Genomic DNA, 20,270 nt, shown 5'->3' on the forward strand with positions numbered 1-20,270 from the left:
CGGCGTGCGGAGCGGCAGCGTCCGCGCGCCGGATCGTGGAGTCCTACCGTCGGGGCTGGGCGTCCAGCACCTGCTGGAGCGCTTCGAACTCCTCGACGCACTTGCCCGATCCGAGGGCCACCGAGTCCAGCGGGTCCTCGGCGATGTGGATCGGCATACCCGTCTCGCGGCGCAGCCGCTCGTCCAGTCCGCGCAGCAGCGCGCCGCCGCCGGTGAGGACGATGCCGCGGTCCATGACGTCACCGGAGAGCTCGGGCGGGCACTTGTCGAGCGTCGTCTTCACGGCGTCGACGATCGCGTTGACCGGCTCCTCGATGGCCTTGCGGACCTCGGCGGCCGAGATGACGACCGTCTTGGGCAGCCCCGAGACCAGGTCGCGGCCTCGGATCTCGGTGTGCTCGTCCTTGTCCATGTCGTACGCGGAACCGATGGTGATCTTGATCTGTTCGGCGGTCCGCTCACCGAGGAGCAGCGAGTACTCCTTCTTGATGTGCTGGATGATCGCGTTGTCCAGCTCGTCGCCGGCGACCCGGATCGACTGGGCAGTGACGATTCCGCCGAGCGAGATCACGGCGACCTCGGTGGTGCCGCCACCGATGTCGACGACCATGTTCCCGGTGGCCTCGTGGACCGGCAGGCCGGAGCCGATGGCCGCGGCCATGGGCTCCTCGATGATGTGCACCTGACGGGCGCCGGCCTGCGTGGACGCCTCGATGACGGCGCGGCGCTCGACTCCGGTGATACCGGAGGGAACGCAGACGACGACGCGCGGACGGGCGAGGTAGCGGCGCTTGTGGATCTTGAGGATGAAGTAGCGGAGCATGCGCTCCGTGATCTCGAAGTCGGCGATGACGCCGTCCTTGAGAGGCCGCACGGCGACGATGTTGCCCGGCGTGCGCCCGATCATTTTCTTGGCCTCGGAGCCGACCGCCAGAATTCCGCCGGTGTTGGTGTTGATGGCCACGACGGACGGCTCGTTCAGAACGATGCCGCGCCCCCTGACGTACACCAGCGTGTTGGCAGTCCCGAGGTCGATAGCCATGTCACGGCCGATGAACGACATTGAGTTCCCCTTGTTCCCCATGAGGATGCGTCGGGCCTTCCGAAGAAGCGGTGATGGCTTGTTCTGGTAGGCGAGGTTGGCGCTGCGGGCGTGGAAGCTTCCATCGTAGTGCCGTATGCACGGACACAGCGCGAGGGTCCTTCGCCATGCGAGCGGAACGGCAGGCCGTCCCACCCATGGTGACGTTACGTCGGGAGGATGCGTTCCCGCGAGATGGAACCCTATGCCGAAGGGCGACCGAATTACTTCGGTCGCCCCAGGCATACAGCGCTGTTTGGCCGATCGGTTCAGGAAAGTCCCGGAAAGAAAAGCTTCAGTTCTCGCTCTGCGGACTCCTGCGAGTCCGAGGCGTGGATGAGGTTCTCCCGGGTGATCGTGCCGAAGTCGCCGCGGATGGATCCGGGCGCGGCGGCGATCGGGTCGGTGGGTCCGGCCAGCGCGCGCACGCCCTCGATCACCCGCTCGCCTTCGGCCACCAGGGCGACGACGGGGCCCGACGCCATGAACTCCACCAGCGGCTCGTAGAACGGGCGGCCCTTGTGCTCGCCGTAGTGCTGCTCCAGCGTGTCCTGGTCCAGGGTGCGCAGCTCCAGCGCCGTGATCCGCCATCCGGCCTTGCGCTCGATGCGGCCGACGATCTCGCCGATCAGGCCGCGGCGGACAGCGTCGGGCTTGAGCAGGACGAGGGTGCGCTGAGTCATGTACGGCTCCTTGCAGGCCAGGCATACGAGTGCGGTGAGGGCGAGGTTACAGGGGTACGGGGACCGGCCGACGCCCGGGGTTCACCCAGCGTCACCTTCGGCTCCCGGCCGCCGGGCCTCGGCTCAGGCCGCGGCCTCGCCGGCCTCCTGCTCGGCGGCCCACCGGGCCTTCACCTCGTCGATCCTGCGGCCGTAGTGCACCGAGGCCCACCACAGCCCGCCGAAGGCGAGGCCGAGGACGAACATCATCGGCACTACGAATCCGCTGAGCACCAGCGCGATCTGGAGCGCCCAGCCGAGCTGTATGCCGCCCGGACGGGTGATCATCCCGCAGAGCAGGACGGACAGCGCCATGCCGACGCCGCACACCGTCCAGACGGCGGCCATCGAGAGGTCGTCCAGCTTCATCGCGACGAGACCGGCGAAACCGATCACGAAGAACTCGCCGATCAGCGTCGCAGCGCAGAGCGTCCGCACGGGTCAGCCCCTTCCCAGAAGCAGCCGGGCCTCGCCGACCGTGATCACGGATCCGGTCACCAGCACTCCGGCGCCCGCGTACTCGTCGTCCTCCTCGGCCAGCGTGATCGCCGCCTCCAGCGCGTCGTCGAGACGCGGCTCGACCTGGACGCGGTCGTCGCCGAAGACCTCGACGGCGATGGCGGCCAGCTCGTCCGCGTCCATCGCCCGCTCGGTGGAGTTCTGCGTGACGACGACCTCGGCGAAGATCGGCTCGAAGGCTTCGAGGAGCCCGCGCACGTCCTTGTCGGCGCTCGTGCCGACCACGCCGATCAGCCGGGAGAAGCTGAACGCCTCGGAGACGCCCTCCGCGGCGGCGCGCGCGCCCGCCGGGTTGTGCGCGGCGTCCAGGACGACGGTCGGGCTGGAGCGCACGACCTCCAGCCGGCCGGGCGAGATGACCGCGGCGAACGCCTTGCGGATGGCGTCCACGTCCAGCGACCGGGCCTGCTCCGCGCCGATGCCGAAGAACGCCTCGACGGCGGCGAGCGCGACCGCCGCGTTGTGCGCCTGGTGGGCCCCGTACAGCGGCAGGAAGACGTCGGTGTACTCGCCGCCCAGGCCCCGCAGGGTCAGCAGTTGCCCGCCGACCGCGATCTCCCGCGAGACGACGCCGAACTCCATGCCCTCGCGGGCCACGGTGGCGTCCGCCTCGACGGCCTTCTTCAGCATCACCTGCGCGGCGTCCACGGGCTGCTGCGCCAGGACGACCGTGGCGCCCGGCTTGATGACCCCGGCCTTCTCACCGGCGATCTCGCCGGGCGTGGAGCCGAGCCGGTCGGTGTGGTCGAGGGAGATCGGGGTGATGACGGCGACGGTGGCGTCGATGACGTTGGTGGCGTCCCAGGTGCCGCCCATGCCGACCTCGACGACCGCCGCGTCGACGGGCGCGTCGACGAAGGCCGCGTACGCCATGCCGGTGAGGACCTCGAAGAACGACAGCCGGTAGGGCTGCTGGGCGTCGACCATCTCGATGTACGGCTTGACGTCCTCGTACGTCTCGACGAACCGCGCGGGATCGATCGGGAGGCCGTCCAGGCTGATCCGCTCGGTGATCGACTGGACGTGCGGGGAGGTGTAGCGGCCGGTGCGCAGGTCGAACCCGTTCAGCAGGGCCTCGATCATGCGGGCCGTGGACGTCTTGCCGTTCGTCCCGGTGATGTGGATCGAGGGGTAGGCGCGCTGCGGCTCGCCCAGTACGTCCATCAGGGCGGCGATGCGCGTCACCGAGGGGTCGAGCTTCGTCTCGCCCCAGCGTCCGGAGAGCTCCTGCTCCACCGCGCGCAGCGCCCGCTCGGTCTCGGGGTCGGTCGGTCGGGCGGCTGCCGCGTCCTGGGCCGGTCCCGAGTGGGTGCGCAGCGTGCGGCTCCCGGCCTCGATCACCGCCAGGTCGGGGTCGCGCTGGGTCTCTTCGCCGACGATCGCCTCGAAGGCGTCGTCGGGCTCGGACTCGTCGTGCCGGTCTGAAGGGCGGGGCTCACTCACCCGGCCAGTCTACGGATGGGCGGGTCCGCCGCGCGCGGCACCCGGTGGCGTACGGGAGGAACGCGCCGCGGCCGGGGACGGCGAAGCCCCCGCGCTCCCGGTGGACCGGGGGTGCGGGGGCTTCGGGGCGGGGCGGTCAGCCCTGCGGCAAGGCCGCGAGCTGCGCGCCGATCCGCTCGATGTCCGCCTCGGCCTTGGCGAGCCGGCCGCGGATCTTGTCGACCACGTTGTCCGGGGCCTTGGCGAGGAACGCCTCGTTGCCGAGCTTCCCGGTGGCCTGCGCCTTCTCCTTCCGCGCCGCCTCCAGGTCCTTCGTGAGGCGCTTGCGCTCGGCCGGGACGTCGATCGTGCCGGACAGGTCGAGGGCGACCGTGGCCCCGGCGACCGGCAGCGACGCCGTGGCCTGGAAGCCCTCCCCGGCGGGCTGGAGCCGCGCGAGCTGGCGCATGGCCGCCTCGTGCGGGGCGAGCGCCGTGCCGGTCAGGGTCAGCTCGGCCGGGACCTTCTGGCCGGGCTGGAGGCCCTGGTCGTTGCGGAAGCGGCGGACCTCGGTGACGACCTGCTGGACCAGCTCGATCTCCTTCTCGGCCGCGTCGTCGCGGAAGCCCGAGTCGGCGGGCCACTCGGCGATGACGACGGACTCGCGCCCGGTGAGCGCGGTCCACAGCGCCTCCGTGACGAACGGGACGATCGGGTGCAGCAGCCGCAGCATCACGTCCAGGACCTCGCCGAGGACCCGGCCCGAGACCTCGGCCGGACGGCCGCCCGCGAAGAACGTGGTCTTGGACAGCTCGACGTACCAGTCGAAGACCTCGTCCCAGGCGAAGTGCCGCAGAGACTCGCTGATCTTCGCGAACTGGAAGTCGTCGTAGTAGGCGTCGACGTCGGCGACCGTCTTGTTCAGGCGGGAGAGGATCCAGCGGTCGGTGACCGACATCTCCTCGACCGGCGGCAGCCCGCCCTCGATCGTCGCGCCGTTCATCAGGGCGAAGCGGGTGGCGTTCCAGATCTTGTTGGAGAACTTCGCCGAGCCCTGGACCCAGTCCTCGCCGATCGGGACGTCGGTGCCCGGGTTCGCGCCGCGGGCCAGGGTGAAGCGCAGGGCGTCGGAGCCGTACTTGTCCATCCAGTCCAGCGGGTTGACCACGTTGCCGAAGGACTTCGACATCTTCTTGCCGTGCTCGTCGCGGACCATGCCGTGCAGGACGATGGTTCCGAACGGCGGGACGCCGTCGTTGACGTACAGGCCGAACATCATCATCCGGGCGACCCAGAAGAAGAGGATGTCGTAGCCGGTGACCAGGACGGAGTTCGGGTAGAACTTCGCGAGGCTGTCGGTCTGTTCGGGCCAGCCGAGGGTGGAGAACGGCCACAGGCCGGAGGAGAACCACGTGTCCAGGACGTCGCTGTCCTGCGTCCAGCCCTCGCCGGTGGGCGCGTCGTCGTCCGGTCCGACGCAGACGACCTCGCCGTTCGGGCCGTACCAGACGGGGATGCGGTGGCCCCACCAGAGCTGGCGCGAGATCGTCCAGTCGTGGAGGTTGTCGACCCAGTCGAAGTAGCGCTTCTCCATCTCCTGCGGGTGGATCTTGACGCTGCCGTCGCGGACCGCGTCGCCCGCGGCCTTGGCGAGCGGGGCGACCTTGACCCACCACTGGAGCGAGAGGCGCGGCTCGATGGTGGTCTTGCAGCGGGAGCAGTGCCCGACGGAGTGGACGTAGGGCCGCTTCTCGGCGACGATCCGGCCGTCCTCGCGCAGGGCGGCGACGATGGCGGAGCGGGCCTCCAGCCGGTCCAGGCCCTCGAACGGGCCGGGGACGGTGATGACCGCGCGCTCGTCCATGACCGTGAGGAACGGCAGGTCGTGGCGCTTGCCGATCTCGAAGTCGTTCGGGTCGTGCGCGGGGGTCACCTTGACCGCGCCGGTGCCGAACTCCGGGTCGACGTGGCGGTCGGCGACGACGGGGACGGTCCGGTCGGTGAGCGGCAGCCTGATCTGCTTGCCGACCAGGTGCCGGTAGCGCTCGTCGTCGGGGTGGACGGCGACGGCGGTGTCGCCGAGCATCGTCTCGGCGCGGGTGGTGGCGACGACGATGGTCTCGTCCCCTTCCCCGTACGTCATCGAGACCAGCTCGCCGTCGTCCTCCTGGTACTCGACCTCGATGTCGGAGATCGCGGTGAGACAGCGGGGGCACCAGTTGATGATCCGCTCGGCGCGGTAGATCAGGCCGTCGTCGTACATCTGCTTGAAGACGGTCTGGACGGCCCTGGACAGGCCCTCGTCCATGGTGAACCGCTCACGGGACCAGGCGACGCCCTCGCCGAGGCGGCGCATCTGGCCGGAGATCTGGCCGCCGGACTCGTTCTTCCACTGCCAGACGCGCTCGACGAACGCCTCCCGCCCGAGGTCGTGGCGGGACTTGCCCTCCTTGCCGAGCTCACGCTCGACGACGTTCTGGGTGGCGATGCCGGCGTGGTCCATGCCCGGCTGGTACAGCGCCTCGAAGCCCTGCATCCGCTTGCGGCGGACCAGGGCGTCGATCAGCGTGTGCTCGAAGGCGTGGCCCAGGTGAAGCGAGCCGGTGACGTTCGGCGGCGGGATGACGATGCTGTAGGGCGGCTTGTCGCTGTGCTCGTCGGCCTCGAAGTACCCGCGCTCCACCCAGCGCTCGTACAACTTCCCCTCTACGTCGGCCGGCGCGTACTGGGTCGGCAGTTCGGGGTTGCTGGCGCTCGGCGCTTGAGTCTTCTCGGTCACGCAGCACAGTTTAGGGCCGTCGCGGTCCTGCGCCGAAACGGATTGGTTCGGTAACGGTGTGCGGTCCGGCCCCCGCCCCGGCACGGCTTCCGCCAGGATGTTCGCGACGCGTAGGCATTCTTGAGGGGGACGTTTCCATGAGCCACAACCAGCCGGGCCCGTACGGCGGGCTGCCGCCGCAGGGGCAGCCCGGACCGTACGGACAGCAGCCGGGCCCCTACGGCGCCCCGCCGCCGCAGCCGCAGGGCCCGCCGCAGGGGCAGCCCGGCTACGGCTACCCGCAGCAGCCTCCGCAGGGCGTGCCACAGCAGCAGCCCGGTCCGTACGGCTCCCCGCCCCAGGGCGGACCCGGCTACGGCTACCCGCCGGCCCAGCAGCCGGGCCCCTACGGGCAGCAGCCGCCGAACCCGCCGTACGGCGGTCCCGCCGGGTACGGACAGCAGCCTCCGTACCCGCCGGCCCCGCAGCCGAAGAAGAGGACCGGGCTGATCATCGGCGTCGCCGTGGCGGCGCTGGCGGTCCTCGCGGGCGGGACGTACCTCCTGACGTCGGGGAGCGCGGGCGACAGCGATGTGGCCGACTCCACCAGGGGCTACCAGCTGACGCCGGCGGCCTCGGTGGACGACTACAGGAAGGAGTCCGCCGGATCCATCGCACCGGGCCCGCTGACCGGGACGGAGAAGGCCGAGGCGGAGGCGGCGGGCGTCACGAACCCCCGGCAGGCCGGCGCCCAGTACAAGAGCGGCTCGCAGGACAACCCCCTCGCGCAGAAGATGCTCATGCTCCAGGGCTACTGGGGCGAGGTCGCAGATCCGGCCGAGGTCATCGACAACTCCTTCAGCGACGCCGAGAAGAAGATGGGCGAGGGCGCCGGCGGCAGCAAGGTCTCGCTCGTCGGCAGCCCCAAGGACGTCGAACCGGCCGGACTGGACGGCGCCCTGATGAGGTGCCAGGACCTGAGGACGGTCAACGACAAGGCGGACGGCACCCCGGCGAACGGCCCGAGGGAAGTGATCACGCCGGTCTGCATCTGGGCCGACTACAGCACCGTCGGGATCGTCGTCGCCGTCGACGTCGGCAGCGCGCTCAACGGCAAGGGCATGCCGCAGGCGGACGTCGCCGCGCTCGCCGCCAAGCTCTACAGCACCTCCCGCACCAAGCTCTGACCCGGCGGCCCGGTCATCCGACGCCGAAGGGGCGTCCACCGGTCAACCGGTGGACGCCCCTTCGGCGTTGTCGCTGCCGCGTGCCGCTGACGGATCGCGGGACCGTGCTCAGGCGGACTTCTCGTGCCGGCCGCCGTCGTTCTTCCCGATCGTGCGCGGCTCGCGCGGGACCAGCGTCGGGTTGACGTTGTTGCGGACGACGTCGGGCGTGATGACCACGCGGGCCACGTCCTTGCGGGAGGGGACCTCGTACATCACGGACTGGAGGACTTCCTCCATGATGGCCCGCAGGCCGCGCGCGCCGGTCTGCCGCAGGATCGCCTGGTCCGCGATGGCCTCCAGCGCCTCGCGCTCGAAGTCCAGCTCCACACCGTCGAGTTCGAACAGCCGCTGGTACTGCTTGACCAGCGCGTTGCGCGGCTCGATGAGGATCTGGAGCAGGGCCTCGCGGTCCAGGTTGTGCACGGAGGTCAGCACGGGGAGGCGGCCGATGAACTCGGGGATCATCCCGAACTTCACCAGGTCCTCCGGCATGACCTCCTGGAACTGGTCGCTCGCCTGGATCTCCAGCTTGGAGCGGATCGTGGCGCCGAAGCCGATGCCCTTGGCGCCGGCCCGGGACTCGATGATCTTCTCCAGTCCGGAGAACGCGCCGCCCACGATGAACAGGACGTTCGTCGTGTCGATCTGGATGAACTCCTGGTGCGGGTGCTTGCGTCCGCCCTGCGGCGGCACCGAGGCGGTGGTGCCCTCCAGGATCTTCAGCAGGGCCTGCTGGACGCCCTCGCCGGAGACGTCGCGCGTGATCGAGGGGTTCTCGCTCTTGCGGGCGACCTTGTCGATCTCGTCGATGTAGATGATCCCGGTCTCGGCCTTCTTGACGTCGTAGTCCGCCGCCTGGATCAGCTTCAGCAGGATGTTCTCGACGTCCTCGCCGACATAGCCGGCCTCCGTCAGCGCCGTCGCGTCGGCGATGGCGAACGGAACGTTGAGCATGCGGGCCAGCGTCTGCGCGAGGAGCGTCTTGCCGGAGCCCGTGGGGCCCAGCAGCAGGATGTTGGACTTGGCCAGCTCGATCGCGTCCTCGCGACCGGCGCCGCCGCCGTTCTCCCCGGCCTGGACCCGCTTGTAGTGGTTGTACACAGCGACCGAGAGGGCCTTCTTCGCGGGCTCCTGCCCGACGACGTACCCCTCCAGGAACTCGTAGATCTCGCGCGGCTTGGGAAGCTCTTCCCAGCGGACCTCGGAGGTCTCCGCGAGCTCCTCCTCGATGATCTCGTTGCAGAGATCGATGCACTCGTCGCAGATGTACACACCGGGTCCCGCGATGAGCTTCTTCACCTGCTTCTGGCTCTTGCCGCAGAACGAGCACTTGAGCAGATCGCCGCCATCACCGATGCGTGCCACGAGGTGCTTCCCCTTCGCCTGGGAGACGCCTGGTTCAGCGGCTCCTGGTGCCTCTATCCGACGGTACCTTGCCTGGGCCCCCGTTCGGGCCCCCCTTGGCACGGTTCACACGGCTGAGACCGTGCGAACGGAATGTGCCAAGGGGAAAGACCGACGTCAGAGCGATGCGCCCGCGGTGGTCTTGCGGGTGGAAACGATCTGGTCGACCAGGCCGTACGCGAGAGCGTCCTCGGCCGTGAGAATCTTGTCGCGCTCGATGTCCTCGCTGATCTTCTCCAGCGGGGTCGTCGAGTGACGGGCCAGCATCTCCTCCAGCTGCGTGCGCATGCGGAGGATCTCGTTGGCCGCGATCTCCAGGTCGGAGAGCTGCTCGCGGCCCGTCTGCGAGGACGGCTGGTGGATGAGCACCCGGGCGTGCGGCAGCGCCATGCGCTTGCCGGGCGTGCCCGCGGCGAGCAGGACGGCGGCGGCGGAGGCGGCCTGGCCCATGCAGACCGTCTGGATGTCCGGCTTCACGAACTGCATCGTGTCGTAGATCGCGGTGAGCGCGGTGAACGAGCCGCCGGGGCTGTTGATGTAGATCGAGATGTCGCGGTCCGGGTCCATCGACTCCAGGCACAGCAGCTGCGCCATGACGTCGTTGGCCGAGGCGTCGTCGATCTGGACGCCGAGGAAGATCACGCGCTCCTCGAAGAGCTTCGCGTACGGGTCGTACTCACGCACACCCTGCGAGGTGCGCTCCACGAAGCGCGGGACGACGTAGCGGTTGTCCACCTGCGGGCCGGTGTAGAGGCCGCTCGCGGAGGCGCCGGGGAAGTTGTTCATGTGGGTGTTCACCATCCTGGTGGCGTGCTGTGGGCTGGGGATCTCGGCGTACGAGAGGGGTGCGGGAGGTGCCGCCGGTCCGGTGGGAACCGGATCAGGCACCGGTGCCGCCGCCGCCCGGGATGCCCGACGCGAACGTGATGATCTCGTCGATGAGGCCGTAGTCCTTGGCCTCCTCCGCGGTGTACCACCGGTCGCGGTCGCCGTCGCGGATGATCGTCTCGACGGACTGGCCGGAGTGGTGGGCGGTGATCTCCGCCATCCGCGTCTTGGTGCGGAGCAGGTACTGGGCCTGGATCTTGATGTCCGAGGCCGTGCCGCCGATGCCGGCCGAGCCCTGGTGCATCAGGATGTCGGTGTTCGGGAGCGCGAAGCGCTTGCCGGCGGTGCCGCCGGTGAGCAGGAACTGGCCCATGGAGGCCGCCATGCCCATGCCGATGGTCACCACGTCGTTCGGGATGTACTGCATGGTGTCGTAGACCGCCATGCCCGCCGTCACCGAGCCACCGGGGCTGTTGATGTAGAGGTAGATGTCCTTGTCCGGGTCGGCGGCAAGGAGGAGGAGCTGTGCGGTGATCTTGTTGGCGATGTCATCGTCGACCTGCTGACCGAGGAAGATGATGCGCTCGCCGAGCAGTCGGCTGTAGACCTGGTCACCGAGGCCTCCACCGAGGGACGGCTCTCCGGCGGCGTAGGGCATCAGATTCGTCACGTATCCACCTGCTCGTCTCTGACGGCTCCGGCCGTCTCAGCGTCTTCGTACCGGGTGGGTGAGGGAATCCCCCACCCTTCCTCTTCATGGACCCTAACGCGCAGGTGGGACAACGCCATCCCGCTTCCGCAACTGTTCGCTGGGAGCGCAAGGTCCGCAGTGGGCACAAGGGTTCCGGGGCCCGCACAGCGGTGCGACGGCGGACGCGCGACGGGCCCCGGACGCGCGCTGCGTCCGGGGCCCGTCGTGGGGATCGGGTCGGGGCTCAGCCCTCGGTCTTCTCCTCGGCCTTGTCCTCGGCCTTCTCTTCGGCCTTGTCCTCGGCGGCCTTGTCCTCGGCGGCGGCCTCGACGGACTCGGCGGCCTCGTCCTCGTCGTCCTCCAGGTCGACGACCTCACCGTTGGTGTCGACGACCTTGGCGGCCTCGACGACCAGGGCGAGCGCCTTGCCGCGGGCGACCTCGCCGACGAGCATCGGCACCTGGCCGCCCTCGACGACGGCCTGGGCGAACTGGTCCGGGCTCATGCCGGAGGAGGCCGCGCGCCGCATGAGGTGCTCGGTGAGCTCCTCCTGGTTGACGTTCAGCTTCTCCTTGTTGACCAGCTCGTCCAGGATGAACTGGGTCTTGATGCCCTTGACGGCCTGCTCGGAGGTCTCGTTCTCGAACTCCTCCAGGGACTTGCCCTGGATCTCCAGGTACTTCTCCAGGTCGAGACCCATCTGGCCGAGCTGGTGGTGCTCCAGGTTGTGCTTGCGGGTCTGGACCTCGTCCGCGAGCAGCTTCTCCGGGATCGGCACCTCGGCGAGCTTCAGCAGCTCCTCCAGGACCCGCTCCTGGGCCTGGGTGGCCTGGTCGTACTGCTTGGTGGTCTCCAGCCGCTTGCGGCTGTCGGCCCGCAGCTCCTCCAGCGTGTCGAACTCGCTCGCCATCTGGGCGAAGTCGTCGTCCAGCTCGGGCAGTTCGCGGGCGGCGACGGCGGTGACCTTGACGGTGACCTCCGCCTCCTTGCCCTCGGCGGAGCCGCCCTTCAGCTCGGAGGCGAAGGTGGCCTCGCCACCGGCCTCCAGGCCGGTCACGGCCTCGTCGATGCCGTCGAGGAGTTCGCCGGAACCGATGGTGTACGAGACACCGGCGGCCACGCCGTCCTCCAGGACCTCGCCGTCGACCTTGGCCTCCAGGTCGATCGTGACGACGTCGCCCTCGGCGGCGGCCCGCTCGACCGGGTTGGTGGAGGCGAAGCGCTCGCGGAGCTGCTCCACGGCCTTGGCGACCTCTTCGTCGGTGACCTCGAGGGCGTCCACGGTGACCTCGATGCCGGAGTAGTCCGGGATCTCGATCTCGGGGCGCACGTCCACCTCGGCGGTGAAGGCCAGCAGCTCGCCGTCCTTGAGCTCGGTGATGTCGACCTCGGGCTGGCCGAGGACGTTCAGCTCACCCTCGTTGACCGCCTCGGTGTAGAACTTCGGGAGGGCGTCGTTGACGGCCTCCTCCAGCACCGCGCCGCGGCCGAACCGCTGGTCGATGACCCGGGCGGGGATCTTGCCCTTGCGGAAGCCCTTCACCGTGACCTGCTGGTTGATCTTCTTGTACGCCGCGTCGAGGCTGTCCTTGAGCTCCTCGAAGGGCACCTCGATGCTGAGCCGAACCCGGGTCGGGTTCAGGGTCTCCACGGCGCTCTTCACGGTTCGGTCTCCTTGGTGGCTGACTTCTTGGGGTTCTGCTGGGCCGCCGAGTGGCGGCTTCGCGGACCGAGCCCGGTACATCAGACACACGGGCACGCATTTTGCATAGTAACGGCAAGGGGGAGGACTCCCACAACGCGATCTTGCCGGTGGTCGGGGTGGCCGGATTCGAACCGACGACCTTCCGCTCCCAAAGCGGACGCGCTACCAAGCTGCGCCACACCCCGTCGGTGCGACACGTAGGGTACATGCACGGCAGCCGCGCGTCCGCCGCATCGCCGCGCGGAGTCCGGCGCGGCGCTCCGGGCGCGACGGGTGTGCGGACAGCGCCGCGGACCCGCTACGATGCTTTTCGTGCCGCGGTCCACCGGACCTGCGGTGCGGTGCTCGCGGGCGTAGCTCAATGGTAGAGCCCTAGTCTTCCAAACTAGCTACGCGGGTTCGATTCCCGTCGCCCGCTCCACGTGGCAGAGGGCCGGGCCGGAGGATGATCCTCCGGCCCGGCCCTCGCGCGTTGCGGGAGTGCGCACCGGCACGCCCCGGAGCCCCGGTCCGACGTGCCGCCGGCTCGGGGCTCGCGTACGGGACGGGGCTCGCGCGTGGGGCGGGGCCGGCCGTCAGAAGCTGATCTGGTTGATCGTGTCGGCTATCGAGTTCATGAACCTGTTGATCGACGGGGCCATGCCGGTCGATGCCAGGAAGAACCCGAACAGCACGGCGACGAGCGCCGGTCCGGGCTTGATGGAGCCCCCGCGGATCAGCACCACCAGGATGACCGCGAACAGCAGCACCATAGACAGTGAAATAGCCACGTCTGATCACACCCTCGGTCGGTCCCGCCTTGCCGGCCCGGAAGCGTGCACCCTGAGCGCGCCCCGTCGCGCTCCATCGTGCCACCAACTCCCCCCTGATTGCTGCCGGGTGACGGATCCCACTGGCCGGATCCCGCCATCCTGCACAGCCCGTGAGCCGCGCCGGGGACGACCTGTGCGCCGGCTGTGAATTACGGGCGGCCGAATTTCCACCTCAATGATCGTTCCTATATCCCCACACTTCATCCACACGCCACCCGGGCTGTCGAGTGCGAGGTAATTCACTTCCTTCAACTGGTCGCCGATATGCCCTGTTTAAGGGGGATCAAGTGTGTCATAGCGGGCGGTGTTCGGCGGTTTCACCTGCGAATACGGGGGAAGACGCGATAACTACTCATGGTTTTACGCGACGCAATCGACGGGTCTAAGGTGCCTTAGATGTTCCAAGCTCCGAGCGTATTGAAGAGGGCTCCGCTCCCCCCGGCGACGCGGGAGTCGGAGCCCAGACGCGAGCAGACGGGGACCGCCCCCGCCACGCGCCCCGCCGCGGAGAAAGGCGCTTCCACGGCCGCCGCTCCGGCTCCCCCGGCGAAGCAGCGCGACCCCTACTTCGACAACGTGAAGTATCTGGCCATCGTCCTGGTGGCGGTGGCCCACGCCTGGGAGCCGGTGATGGACGGCAGCCGCACCGCCCGCGCGCTGTACATGGTCGTGTACACCTTCCACATGCCGGCCTTCATTCTCATATCCGGCTATTTCTCCCGCTCGTTCGACATGACTCCGGCCAAGGTGAAGCGCCTGGTCACCGGCGTCGCCGTGCCCTATGTGCTGTTCGAGACCGCGTACTCGCTCTTCAAGCGGTACGGGAACGACTCCCCCGGCGAGCCGATCAGCCTCGTCGACCCGCTGTTCCTGACCTGGTTCCTGATCGCCCTGTTCGTCTGGCGCGTCACCACGCCGATCTGGCGCACGCTGCGCCATCCGCTGCCGGTGGCCCTCGCCGTCGCCATGCTCGCCTCGGTCTCCCCCGACATCGGTGACGACCTCGATCTCCAGCGCGTGTTCCAGTTCCTGCCGTTCTTCGTCCTCGGGCTGCTGATGAAGCCGGAGCACTTCCAGCTGATCCGGCGGCGCGAGGTGCGGCTGCTGTCCCTGCCGCTGTTCGCGGGCGCGCTCGCGTTCGCGTACTGGATCGCGCCGCGCATGGAGCTCGGCTGGTTCTTCCGGTCCAACAGCGCGCAGGAGATGGACGCCCCGTGGTGGTCGGGCGCGGTGATGACGCTCGCGCTGTTCGGCTGCGCCCTGGTGCTGACCATCGGCTTCCTGGCCTGGGTGCCCCGCCGGAACATGTGGTTCACGGTGCTCGGCGCGGGCACGATCTGCGGCTACCTGCTGCACGGATTCCTGATCAAGGGCGCCGGATACGCGGGCCTGTTCGACGCGTACGCGTGGCTCTCCGGCCCGCTGGGGCTGGTCCTCGTCTCGGTCGTGGCGGCGGTCGCGGTGACGCTCCTGTGCTCGCCGCCGGTGGCCCGCGCCCTGAAGTTCGCCACCGAGCCGGACATGAAGTGGGCCTTCCGGCGCGACTCCGCGCGTCGCTGAGCCCGCGCCCGGCCTTCCACCGTCCAGCCCCTCACCGAGCCGCCCGCGCCGTTCAGCGCGGGCGGCTCAGCGCGTTCACGGGTTGGCCGAATCCTTTCGGTCGGAGGGCGATTCGGCCTCGGTCAGCCCCAACAGCCCCCGCACCTGCGCATATTTCGCCGTCAGCCGGGTACGGACGGCCGCGTCCAGGACCGCGAGGCGGGCCGGATCCGCGTTATGGGCCAGATCGGCCTCTTTGACGAGCAGTGCACCCGGGGTGGCGAGAATCCGCTCGGCGTAGGCGGCCGGCTCCTCGCCCGGCTGCTTGCTCACGGCCAGCACCATGTCCTTGACCTGCTGCGGAAGCGCGGCTGCCGCCAGCCAGCGCGCCGAGAGCGCGTCGTCCTCGACGGCGTCGTGCAGCCAGGCCGCCGCGATCTGCTCCTCGCTGCCGCCGCGCACCCGTACACCTTCGGCCACCGCCGCCAGGTGTTCGGCGTACGGGCGGCCCGCCTTGTCGGTCTGGTCGGCATGGGCCTCGCGGGCGATGGCCTCGACCTCGGCCAGGCTCAGGCGGCGGGGAGACAGGGACATGCACCCGACTCTACGACCGCTCCGGTGCGCGGGGCCCTCGGAGTCGCGAACACCCGCCCTCCGGCCGTCGATCGGCCCGGCGCACGCCCCCTCCCTCCATCCGACAGAGCCGGCAGAGCCGGCAGAGCCGGCAGAGCCGGCAGAAGCGACCATCGGGCCGCGCCATAGTTGCAGCGTCAATCGTTCGGTAAACTAATTACTGATGGATTCTTGACGCTTCCTTGACGCCCTCTTGACCTACCCGAAGGACCAGGCTCATCGGACACGCAGACACCCTCCTCGCCATGGGCGGCGCCTTCCTGGCCGCCGCCGTCCTCGCCCGCCTCGGTGGCCGCATCGGGCTGCCGACCATCCCGCTGTTCATCCTGGCCGGGATCCTCCTCGGCCCCCACACCCCCGGATACGTCCTCCTCAAGAACCCGCACGACCTGGAGATGCTCTCCGCGCTGGGACTCGTCCTCCTGCTCTTCTATCTGGGACTCGAGTTCCACATGGACGACCTCAGGACCGGCGGCCGGAAGATGGCCGTCGCCGGCGGGGCGTACCTCGTCCTGAACGTCGGCGCCGGACTCGCCTTCGGCTTCGCGCTGGGCTGGGGCACCTCGGAGGCGCTGGTCCTGGCCGGCGTCCTCGGCATCTCCTCGTCCGCGATCGTCACGAAGATCCTGGTGGACCTGGGACGCATCGGGAACACGGAGACCCGGCCCATCCTCGGCATCATCGTCGTCGAGGACATCTTCCTGGCCCTGTACCTGGCGGCCCTCCAGCCGATCCTGTCCGGTGCGGACAGCCTCTCGGCGGCGCTGGCCGACGGCGGCAAGGCGTTCGGCTTCCTGCTGCTGCTCGCCCTGGCGGCCCGGTTCGGCACGAAGATCATCGGCAAGCTGATGAACACCAAGGACGACGAACTCCTGGTGATCTCCTTCCTCGGTGCGGCGGTCTTCGTCGCCGGGGTCTCCGAATGGTTCGGCGTGGCCGACGCGATCGGCGCCTTCATGGTGGGCCTGATGCTCGGCAGCACCTCCTCGGGCGAGCGCATCCTCAAGCTGGTCCACCCGCTGCGGGACGCGTTCGGCGCGATCTTCTTCTTCGCCTTCGGCCTCTCCATCGACCCGGGCGACCTGCCGAGCGTGCTCTGGCCGGTCCTGGCGGCCGTCGCGCTGACCCTCGCCATGAACGTGCTCGCCGGACTCGCCGCCGCGAAGGTGTACGCCTTCGGGCCGCAGGCCACGGCGAACATCTCCACCACCCTGCTGGCCCGCGGCGAGTTCGCGCTCATCCTGGCGACCATGGCGGCAGCCGCCGGACTGGACGAGCGACTCTCCCCGTTCATCGCCGGATACGTGCTGCTGCTGGCGGTCCTCGCCCCGCTGGCGGCCGGACGATCGCACTGGCTGGCGCGCGTCCTGCCCCGGGGCCGCGGGAAGGACGACGACCAGCACCGGGAGCACCTGCCGGTACCGGTCTGAGACGGGGATACGCCGAGGCGCCCGGTCCCCCGATCTCGGGGTGACGGGCGTCCCGCGCCCGTCCGTGCCCGCCGGGACCGGCCCGGGGTGTCAGGGGCGGCGCGAGAGCAGCAGCAGCGCCCGGTCGTCGTTGACGTCCTTGGCGCACGCCTCGATCAGATGCCAGGCCGCGCCCTCGAAACCGGCGGTGACATAGCGGTCGGCCTCACCCGTCAGCCGGTCGATGCCCTCGGAGATGTCCCGGTCGGACGCCTCCACCAGGCCGTCCGTGAACAGCATGAGGACGTCGCCCGGGGCGAGCGAGCCCTTCACCGGGTGGAACTGCGCGCCGTCGTACACCCCGAGCAGCGGGCCGTCCCCGGTCTTCTCCTCCCAACCGCCGTTTCCGGCGTGCAGTTGGAGCGCGGGCGGATGACCGGCGGAGAAGATCTCGTAGTCGCCGGAGTCCAGGTCCAGCACCAGGTGGATCGAGGTCGCGAAGCCCTCGTCCCAGTCCTGCCGCAGCAGGTAGCCGTTGGCCGCCGAGAGGAATCCGTGCGGGGGCAGCGAGCCGAGCAGGCCGCCGAAGGCGCCGGACAGCAGCAGGGCCCGGGAGCCCGCGTCCATGCCCTTGCCGGAGACGTCGGTCAGGACGACCTCCAGAGTCCGGCCGCCGTTGGTGCGGGCCGCGACGACGAAGTCCCCGGAGAAGGACTGGCCGCCGGCCGGGCGCAGGGCCATCTCGCGGTGCCAGCCCTGCGGCAGCCGCGGCAGGGCGCTCTGGACCCGGATGCGTTCGCGCAGGTCGAAGAGCATCGTCCCGCCGCGCCGCCACGGCACGCCGACCCGGGCCCGGAACTGGGCCAGGACCAGGCCGAAGAAGCCGCAGGCGGCGACCACGAGCACGGTGCCGGGAGTGACCCGGGCCGGGCCGTCGGCGTACGGGCCGAGCGTGAGCGCCTCCACGATCAGCGCGGCCGCCGCCGTCGCGTACAGGCCCAGCAGGCTGGAGGGGCGCAGCAGGAGGCCGCCCGCGACGATGGGCAGGACGAGGGCGGTCGGGGCGAACCAGACGGGGCTGAGGATGGTGGCGCAGGTGATGGCCGGAATCGTCAGCAGCAGCCCGGCCAGGGCGATCCAGTCGGAGCCGTCGCCACGGAAGTAGTCGACCCCGGATTTGCGCAGCGCGATGCGCGCCCGGTGCGTCGATCTTCGCCACCGGGCCCAGAAGTCGTCTGCTCCTCCGCGACGGGCCATTGCCGGGACCCTATCCACCCGGACGCCTCCGGTGCAGGGGGACCCCGATGACCGGGGCCGCGAAAATACGGTCGTCCGTTCTTCGCGGCCCTGATAGGGAGGGGCCATGACTGTGGAACTGCGTGTGCTGCGACCTGCTGAATGGGACGTCTGGTTCTCCTGTGTCGAGCGGGCGTTCGGGGGCGTGCGGAGCTCGCCGGAGGCGCGCGAACTCTGGCAGGAGCTCACGGAGTACGACCGGTTCATCGGCGCGTGGGACGGCTCGGAGTGTGTCGGCACGACGGGGGCGTTCGGCTTCCGGGTGACGGTGCCGGGCGGCGCGGCCGTGCCGGCGGCGGGAGTGACGGCGGTCGGCGTGGCCGGCACGCACCGGCGGCGCGGGGTGCTGACGTCCATGATGCGCCGCCAGCTGGACGACGTACGCGCCTGGGGCGAACCGCTCGCGGTGCTGACGGCGTCGGAACCGGCCATCTACGGGCGGTTCGGTTACGGGGCGGCGACCCGCCTGCTGCGGTTGGCGGTCGACACCGCGCGCGTCGCCCTCGCCCTGCCCGCGGGCGTCGACGCGGTGCGCGTGCGGTACGCGGATCCGGTGGCGGCGCTGCCCGCCTGCGAGGAGATCTACGGTCGGCTGGCAGCGGGGCGGCCGGGGACGCCGGTGCGACAGCCGGGCTGGGAGCGCCGGGCGGTGCTCGACGCCGAGCAGGACCGGGCGGGCGCTTCGCCCTTGCAGTGCGTGCTGGCCGAGCGCGACGGCGAGACGGTGGGGTACGCCACGTTCCGGATCACCCCGGAGTGGGACTCGGCCGGGCCGAAGGGGACGGTCACGGTGCGGGATCTGGGCGCGCTGGACCCGGCGGCGTACGCGTCGTTGTGGCGGTTCCTGTTCGGGCTCGACCTGACGTCGGTCCTGGAGTGCGGGACCCGGCCCGTGGACGATCCGCTGCTGCACCTGGTCTCGGACGTGCGGCGGTGCCGGCCGCGGGTGCAGGACGACCTGTACGTACGGCTGGTGGATCTGCCGGCGGCGCTTCAGGCGCGGTCCTACCGGGTTCCGGTGGACGCGGTGCTGGAGGTCGAGGACGCCTTCTGCCCCTGGAACGCGGGGCGCTGGCGGCTGGTGGCGGGCGCGGGCGGCGGGGCGCGGTGCGTACCCGCGCCGGAGCGTGAGCCGGATCTGGCGTTGTCGGCGCGGGAGTTGGCGGCGGTCTATCTGGGCGGTGGATCGCTCGCCCCGCTCGCGGCGGCGGGCCGGGTGCGGGAGCTGCGGGCGGGGGCGGTGGAGGAGGTCTCGACGGCGTTCTCCTGGGGCGCCGAGCCGTGGCTGCCGCACGGGTTCTGATCCACCGGTGACTACGGGCCGGCCGTCAGGGCGCGTCCCAGCGGTTCTGGCAGGCCGGGCACCAGAAGAGGTTGCGGGCGGCCAGGCCGGCCGTGCGGATCGGCGTGCCGCAGAGGTGGCAGGGCAGGTCGGCCCGCCGGTAGACGTAGACCTCGCCGCCGTGGTCGTCGACGCGGGGCGGGCGGCCCATGGCCTCGGGGAGGTGTTCGGGGCGGACGGTGTCGATGCGGTTGTTCCGTACGCCCTCGCGCATCAGCTCCACCAGGTCCGCCCAGATCGCGTCCCACTCGGCGCGGGTGAGGTCCCGGCCCGCGCGGTAGGGGTCGATGCCGTGGCGGAAGAGGACTTCCGCGCGGTAGACGTTGCCGACGCCGGCGATGACCTTCTGGTCCATCAGGAGCGCGGCGACCGTGGTGCGGCTGCGGGCGATCCGCAGCCGGGCGCGCTCCCCGTCCTCGTCGCCGCGCAGCGGGTCCGGCCCCAGGCGCTGGTGTATCGCGGTCTTCTCGGGCTCGGTGATCAGGGCGCAGGTGGTGGGGCCGCGCAGGTCGGCGTGGTGGCCGGCGTTGGCCAGGCGGAGGCGGACCGTGTCGGTGGGCGGCGGGGGCGGGGCCGTGCCGAAGCCCAGCTTGCCGAACAGGCCGAGGTGGATGTGGACCCAGCCGGCGTCGCCGAAGCCGAGGAACAGGTGCTTGCCGTGGGCGTCGACGCCGGTGAGCGTGAGGCCGTCCAGCAGGGCGGCGCTGTCGGAGAACTTGCCCTGCGGGCTGCTCACCCGGACCGGGGAGCCCGCGAACCGTTCGGCGTGGTCGGCGGCCAGGCGGTGGATCGTGTGTCCCTCGGGCACGAAGGGCTCCCTGCGGCGGTGCGGTCGGATGGGTCGGCGCGGTACGGGTTGCGGGTACGGGCCACGGCACGG

17 protein-coding genes and 2 tRNA genes are annotated in these 20,270 nt (G+C 70.3%); 5 read left to right on the forward strand and 14 right to left on the reverse strand.

All coding sequences use genetic code 11. The features are described 5' to 3' along the window. Positions 1–43 precede the first annotated feature (43 nt). From EES43_RS08965 to EES43_RS08985, 5 genes are all read right to left on the reverse strand, one after another. Positions 44–1,063, reverse strand: coding sequence for a rod shape-determining protein (locus tag EES43_RS08965; protein ID WP_124268240.1), 1,020 nt, complete (start codon positions 1,061–1,063; stop codon positions 44–46). A 287-nt stretch (positions 1,064–1,350) separates the two neighbouring features. Continuing rightward, positions 1,351–1,764: a nucleoside-diphosphate kinase gene (ndk, locus tag EES43_RS08970; protein WP_032753273.1), complete on the reverse strand. Its 414-nt coding sequence runs from the start codon at positions 1,762–1,764 to the stop codon at positions 1,351–1,353. Positions 1,765–1,887: 123 nt separating this feature from the next. Further along, complete coding sequence (locus tag EES43_RS08975) at positions 1,888–2,241, reverse strand: DUF4233 domain-containing protein (protein WP_124268241.1); 354 nt, start codon at positions 2,239–2,241, stop codon at positions 1,888–1,890. A gap of 3 nt (positions 2,242–2,244) precedes the next feature. Then, positions 2,245–3,765 (reverse strand): bifunctional tetrahydrofolate synthase/dihydrofolate synthase, encoded by a 1,521-nt coding sequence (locus EES43_RS08980; RefSeq protein WP_124268242.1) that lies wholly within the window; start codon positions 3,763–3,765, stop codon positions 2,245–2,247. 136 nt (positions 3,766–3,901) lie between these two features. Beyond that, positions 3,902–6,523 carry a valine--tRNA ligase gene (locus EES43_RS08985; protein ID WP_124268243.1) on the reverse strand — a complete coding sequence of 874 codons (2,622 nt, stop codon included), beginning with the start codon at positions 6,521–6,523 and terminating at the stop codon, positions 3,902–3,904. Positions 6,524–6,660: 137 nt separating this feature from the next. Between EES43_RS08985 and EES43_RS08990 the strand changes: the two genes are divergently transcribed. Then, the gene (locus tag EES43_RS08990) at positions 6,661–7,689 is read left to right on the forward strand and encodes a hypothetical protein (protein WP_124268244.1); all 1,029 of its coding nucleotides are present in this window, start codon (positions 6,661–6,663) and stop codon (positions 7,687–7,689) included. Positions 7,690–7,797: 108 nt separating this feature from the next. On the opposite strand, the gene clpX is transcribed toward EES43_RS08990, so the two are convergent. The 5 genes from clpX to EES43_RS09020 all read right to left on the reverse strand — a co-directional run bounded on the left by clpX (position 7,798) and on the right by EES43_RS09020 (position 12,544). After that, the gene (clpX, locus tag EES43_RS08995) at positions 7,798–9,096 is read right to left on the reverse strand and encodes an ATP-dependent Clp protease ATP-binding subunit ClpX (protein WP_003969179.1); all 1,299 of its coding nucleotides are present in this window, start codon (positions 9,094–9,096) and stop codon (positions 7,798–7,800) included. A 156-nt stretch (positions 9,097–9,252) separates the two neighbouring features. Continuing rightward, positions 9,253–9,936: an ATP-dependent Clp protease proteolytic subunit gene (locus tag EES43_RS09000; protein ID WP_124268245.1), complete on the reverse strand. Its 684-nt coding sequence runs from the start codon at positions 9,934–9,936 to the stop codon at positions 9,253–9,255. Between the two features lie 79 nt (positions 9,937–10,015). Then, positions 10,016–10,621, reverse strand: a complete 606-nt coding sequence (locus EES43_RS09005; protein ID WP_164493330.1) for an ATP-dependent Clp protease proteolytic subunit — start codon at positions 10,619–10,621, stop codon at positions 10,016–10,018. 277 nt (positions 10,622–10,898) lie between these two features. Then, on the reverse strand, positions 10,899–12,317 hold the full coding sequence (gene tig, locus EES43_RS09015; RefSeq protein ID WP_124268247.1) for a trigger factor: 1,419 nt from the start codon (positions 12,315–12,317) through the stop codon (positions 10,899–10,901). A 150-nt stretch (positions 12,318–12,467) separates the two neighbouring features. After that, a tRNA-Pro gene (locus EES43_RS09020) sits at positions 12,468–12,544 on the reverse strand. Positions 12,545–12,706: 162 nt separating this feature from the next. Here EES43_RS09020 and EES43_RS09025 point away from each other — a divergent pair. Next, a tRNA-Gly gene (locus EES43_RS09025) sits at positions 12,707–12,780 on the forward strand. A 154-nt stretch (positions 12,781–12,934) separates the two neighbouring features. Here EES43_RS09025 and EES43_RS09030 read toward each other — a convergent pair. After that, positions 12,935–13,129: a hypothetical protein gene (locus EES43_RS09030; RefSeq protein WP_026241379.1), complete on the reverse strand. Its 195-nt coding sequence runs from the start codon at positions 13,127–13,129 to the stop codon at positions 12,935–12,937. Positions 13,130–13,567: 438 nt separating this feature from the next. Here EES43_RS09030 and EES43_RS09035 point away from each other — a divergent pair, with 438 nt between their 5' ends. Next, positions 13,568–14,731, forward strand: coding sequence for an acyltransferase family protein (locus tag EES43_RS09035; RefSeq protein ID WP_124268248.1), 1,164 nt, complete (start codon positions 13,568–13,570; stop codon positions 14,729–14,731). A 75-nt stretch (positions 14,732–14,806) separates the two neighbouring features. On the opposite strand, the gene EES43_RS09040 is transcribed toward EES43_RS09035, so the two are convergent. Beyond that, entirely contained in the window at positions 14,807–15,304 is a 498-nt protein-coding gene (locus EES43_RS09040; protein WP_124268249.1) for an HD domain-containing protein, read from the reverse strand. 284 nt (positions 15,305–15,588) lie between these two features. On the opposite strand from EES43_RS09040, the gene EES43_RS09045 reads away from it, so the two are divergent. Beyond that, positions 15,589–16,773, forward strand: a complete 1,185-nt coding sequence (locus EES43_RS09045; RefSeq protein ID WP_124268250.1) for a cation:proton antiporter — start codon at positions 15,589–15,591, stop codon at positions 16,771–16,773. A 90-nt stretch (positions 16,774–16,863) separates the two neighbouring features. On the opposite strand, the gene EES43_RS09050 is transcribed toward EES43_RS09045, so the two are convergent. Then, positions 16,864–18,009, reverse strand: a complete 1,146-nt coding sequence (locus EES43_RS09050) for a PP2C family protein-serine/threonine phosphatase (protein WP_124268251.1) — start codon at positions 18,007–18,009, stop codon at positions 16,864–16,866. A gap of 106 nt (positions 18,010–18,115) precedes the next feature. On the opposite strand from EES43_RS09050, the gene EES43_RS09055 reads away from it, so the two are divergent. Further along, positions 18,116–19,351 (forward strand): GNAT family N-acetyltransferase, encoded by a 1,236-nt coding sequence (locus EES43_RS09055; protein ID WP_124268252.1) that lies wholly within the window; start codon positions 18,116–18,118, stop codon positions 19,349–19,351. Positions 19,352–19,376: 25 nt separating this feature from the next. On the opposite strand, the gene EES43_RS09060 is transcribed toward EES43_RS09055, so the two are convergent. Then, positions 19,377–20,198 carry an Fpg/Nei family DNA glycosylase gene (locus EES43_RS09060; protein ID WP_124268253.1) on the reverse strand — a complete coding sequence of 274 codons (822 nt, stop codon included), beginning with the start codon at positions 20,196–20,198 and terminating at the stop codon, positions 19,377–19,379. Positions 20,199–20,270 lie beyond the last annotated feature (72 nt).

Source organism: Streptomyces sp. ADI96-02, from assembly GCF_003846185.1.
Taxonomy (GTDB): Bacteria; Actinomycetota; Actinomycetes; order Streptomycetales; family Streptomycetaceae; genus Streptomyces.

Excerpts from the sequence above, each read along its gene's own strand:
- EES43_RS08965 (WP_124268240.1), bottom strand. The coding sequence starts at position 1,063 with ATGTCGTTCATCGGCCGTGACATGGCTATCGACCTCGGGACTGCCAAC.
- ndk (WP_032753273.1), bottom strand. The coding sequence starts at position 1,764 with ATGACTCAGCGCACCCTCGTCCTGCTCAAGCCCGACGCTGTCCGCCGC.
- EES43_RS08990 (WP_124268244.1), top strand. The coding sequence starts at position 6,661 with ATGAGCCACAACCAGCCGGGCCCGTACGGCGGGCTGCCGCCGCAGGGG.
- EES43_RS09000 (WP_124268245.1), bottom strand. The coding sequence starts at position 9,936 with ATGGTGAACACCCACATGAACAACTTCCCCGGCGCCTCCGCGAGCGGC.
- EES43_RS09005 (WP_164493330.1), bottom strand. The coding sequence starts at position 10,621 with ATGCCCTACGCCGCCGGAGAGCCGTCCCTCGGTGGAGGCCTCGGTGAC.
- EES43_RS09035 (WP_124268248.1), top strand. The coding sequence starts at position 13,568 with ATGTTCCAAGCTCCGAGCGTATTGAAGAGGGCTCCGCTCCCCCCGGCG.
- EES43_RS09040 (WP_124268249.1), bottom strand. The coding sequence starts at position 15,304 with ATGTCCCTGTCTCCCCGCCGCCTGAGCCTGGCCGAGGTCGAGGCCATC.
- EES43_RS09045 (WP_124268250.1), top strand. The coding sequence starts at position 15,589 with ATGGGCGGCGCCTTCCTGGCCGCCGCCGTCCTCGCCCGCCTCGGTGGC.
- EES43_RS09050 (WP_124268251.1), bottom strand. The coding sequence starts at position 18,009 with ATGGCCCGTCGCGGAGGAGCAGACGACTTCTGGGCCCGGTGGCGAAGA.
- EES43_RS09055 (WP_124268252.1), top strand. The coding sequence starts at position 18,116 with ATGACTGTGGAACTGCGTGTGCTGCGACCTGCTGAATGGGACGTCTGG.